Raw genomic sequence first — 2,376 nt, forward strand, 5'->3', positions numbered from 1 at the left:
GCCAGCAGCAGCCGGGCGCGCAGCGACATGACCGGTCCACTCAACGCGGCAGACGCAGAACGTAACCGACGCCACGCACCGTGTGGATCAACGATGGCGGAACAGGGTCGATCTTGCGCCGCAGATAGCTGACGTAGGTCTCCAGGACCCGCGCCTCCCCGCCGAAGTCGTGCCCCCAGACGTGGTCGAGAAGCTGGGCCCGGGTGAGCACCTTGCGGGCGTTCGCCAGCAGATAGTGCAGCAGGCGGTACTCGGTGGCGGTCAGCTCCACGTGCCGCCCACCACGCCGCACCTCTCGGGTCTCCGGGTCGAGTTCGAGATCGCTGAAGCGCAGTGGCCCGGGCGTGCTGTCGGCGGCCCCGGCCCGACGCAGGATCGCGCGGACCCGGGCGACCAGCTCGCTGACAGCGAACGGCTTCGTGACGTAGTCGTCCCCGCCGAGGGTCAGCCCGTGCACCTTGTCCTCGGTGGCGTCGCGGGCTGTCAGGAACAGGGTCGGCATGCCCCGCCCCGAACCACGCAGCCGCTGACAGAGCATGAACCCGTCGATGTCGGGGAGCATGACGTCCAGCACGAGCAGGTCCGGTGGCGACAGCGCGACCCGGGTCAGCGCCGCCTGTCCGGAATGCACGGCGTGCACGTCGAAACCCTCGTAGCGCAACGCCATGACGACAAGATCGGTTATCGCCTCCTCGTCGTCGACGACGAGGACTTTGAGCGGACGCTCCATCCGCCCAGTCTCACCCGTCTCCCGCGTCGGGCCGGTCATCCGGGCCCGACAGCGGTGGGAGCGGACCAGGCAGGTACGGAGGAAAGCCGCTCTGACGGGCGTGTATCCGGCGGTATGACGCCGTTGGAGGGCGTGGACGCGGCGGCGGCCACCTGACCGGGGAAGCCGGCCGAACGGGCCAGCCGACCGGTGGCGTCGACCGTCAGCCAGGCCCATCCCTGCCGGGCGAGATCGGCAAGCAGGGCCGGCGCGGCGTGGCCGGCGGCCAGGGCGGCCGTGGCGTAGGCGTCCGCCAGGGTCAGATCCGCCCCGACGATGGTGACCGAGGCCAGCGCGCTCGCCGGGGTCCCGGTGCGCGGGTCGACGACGTGTCCGCCCCGCTCCGAGACACCGGACGTGGCGACGGCGAGATCCGTGCCTTCGACCACCGCGACGAGCCGGGCCCGCTCGAAGGGGTCGGCGATCCCGACCCGCCAGGGCCGGCCCGTCCCCGAGGCTCCCCGGACCAGCAGGTCCCCGGCCGCGTTGACGCAGTGGTCCGGGGCGCCGGCGTCGGTCAGCGCCCGGGATGCCGCATCGGCCGCCCAGCCCTTGACCAGACCGGTCGGATCCAGGGTGCCGTCCGTCCGCCAGGCCGGGTCGAAGCTTCCGCCGGTCCGCTCCCGGCAGGCGTCGGCTGTCCGGTACACCTCACGGACGTGGTCCGGGCAGTCGTCGAGGCCGATCTCGCCGCGCCGCAGCCGGGAGACCCAGGAGCTCGGCAGGAAGGTGCTGAAGTCCTCGTCCGCCCGGTGCAGCACCGCGACCGCCGCCGCGATCGCCGCGTCCAGTGCCGACGGGCCAAGTTCCGCGGCGCCGGGCGGGCGGCGGATGTTGATGCTGACGACCGTGCCCATCACCGGTTCGGCGTGGACCCGGCCCGGCCGGCTAGGCACCGGCCCTGTCCAGAGCGGACTGGACGGACTGCGCGTAACCGTAGCTGGTGTAGGAGGCCCCGGAGACGGTGTCGATCCGGGTGCTCTGGGCGTCGAGCACCTCCTGGCGCAGGATCGGCACCGCCCAGTTGTTGATCTCAATATCACGCCGCTCCCGGTCCGGTAGCCGCAGGGCCACCACATCAGTGATCGTCTTTCCGCTCAGGACGACCTGGACCTGCACGGAGCCGTAGCGGGTGCTCACGGCGTCGCCTGTCACTATCTGGGCGGTGGCCGTACCCGATGGGCCCGAACCCGACGGCGAACCGGCGGAGTCTGGTCCGGATGAGCTCGAAGCGGAGGAGTTCGAACCGGACGAACCGGCGTCGCCGGACGCCGAAGTCGAGCTGCCGTCACCCGAAGCCGACGTCGGAGCCGGAGCCGGGGCCGGGTCGCCCGTCGTGGCGGGCTGCTGGCTCGCCCCGACTGTGGCCGGCGTGACGGCGAGCGCCACGGGCCGCTCGCCGGGCCCGGTCGCGGTCTTCGCGCCGACAGCCAGGGCGACGGTCGCCATCAGCGCGGCGAAGCCGAGCCGCGCCCGGTAGGGCTTTCCGGCATTCTCGTTCATCTCAGCGTGAACTCCTCGGTGTGGATCTGCTTGTCGGACAGCCCGAGGCCGCGCAGCGCCTGGACGACCGCGCGTGTCATCCCGGGGGGGCCGCAGACGAAGAC

Annotated in this window: 3 protein-coding genes; all 3 read right to left on the bottom strand. The window is 72.2% G+C overall.

Translation table 11 applies throughout. The features are described from left to right. Positions 1 to 40: 40 nt before the first annotated feature. The 3 genes from DD1DGNOD_RS24275 to DD1DGNOD_RS24285 are packed head-to-tail and all read right to left on the bottom strand — an operon-like array spanning position 41 to position 2,272. Positions 41 to 730, bottom strand: coding sequence for a response regulator transcription factor (locus DD1DGNOD_RS24275; protein ID WP_193353079.1), 690 nt, complete (start codon positions 728 to 730; stop codon positions 41 to 43). A gap of 35 nt (positions 731 to 765) precedes the next feature. Then, on the bottom strand, positions 766 to 1,665 hold the full coding sequence (locus DD1DGNOD_RS24280; RefSeq protein WP_013875309.1) for an FAD:protein FMN transferase: 900 nt from the start codon (positions 1,663 to 1,665) through the stop codon (positions 766 to 768). Next, the gene (locus tag DD1DGNOD_RS24285; RefSeq protein ID WP_013875310.1) at positions 1,658 to 2,272 is read right to left on the bottom strand and encodes an FMN-binding protein; all 615 of its coding nucleotides are present in this window, start codon (positions 2,270 to 2,272) and stop codon (positions 1,658 to 1,660) included. The genes DD1DGNOD_RS24280 and DD1DGNOD_RS24285 overlap by 8 nt, the downstream gene beginning before the upstream one ends. Between the last annotated feature and the right edge of the window lie 104 nt (positions 2,273 to 2,376).

This window comes from Candidatus Protofrankia californiensis, from assembly GCF_900634765.1.
Lineage (GTDB): Bacteria > Actinomycetota > Actinomycetes > Frankiales > Frankiaceae > Protofrankia > Protofrankia californiensis.

Bases quoted from the DNA above. Each gene is read 5' to 3' on its own strand.
- DD1DGNOD_RS24275 (WP_193353079.1), bottom strand. From the start codon at position 730: ATGGAGCGTCCGCTCAAAGTCCTCGTCGTCGACGACGAGGAGGCGATA.
- DD1DGNOD_RS24285 (WP_013875310.1), bottom strand. From the start codon at position 2,272: ATGAACGAGAATGCCGGAAAGCCCTACCGGGCGCGGCTCGGCTTCGCC.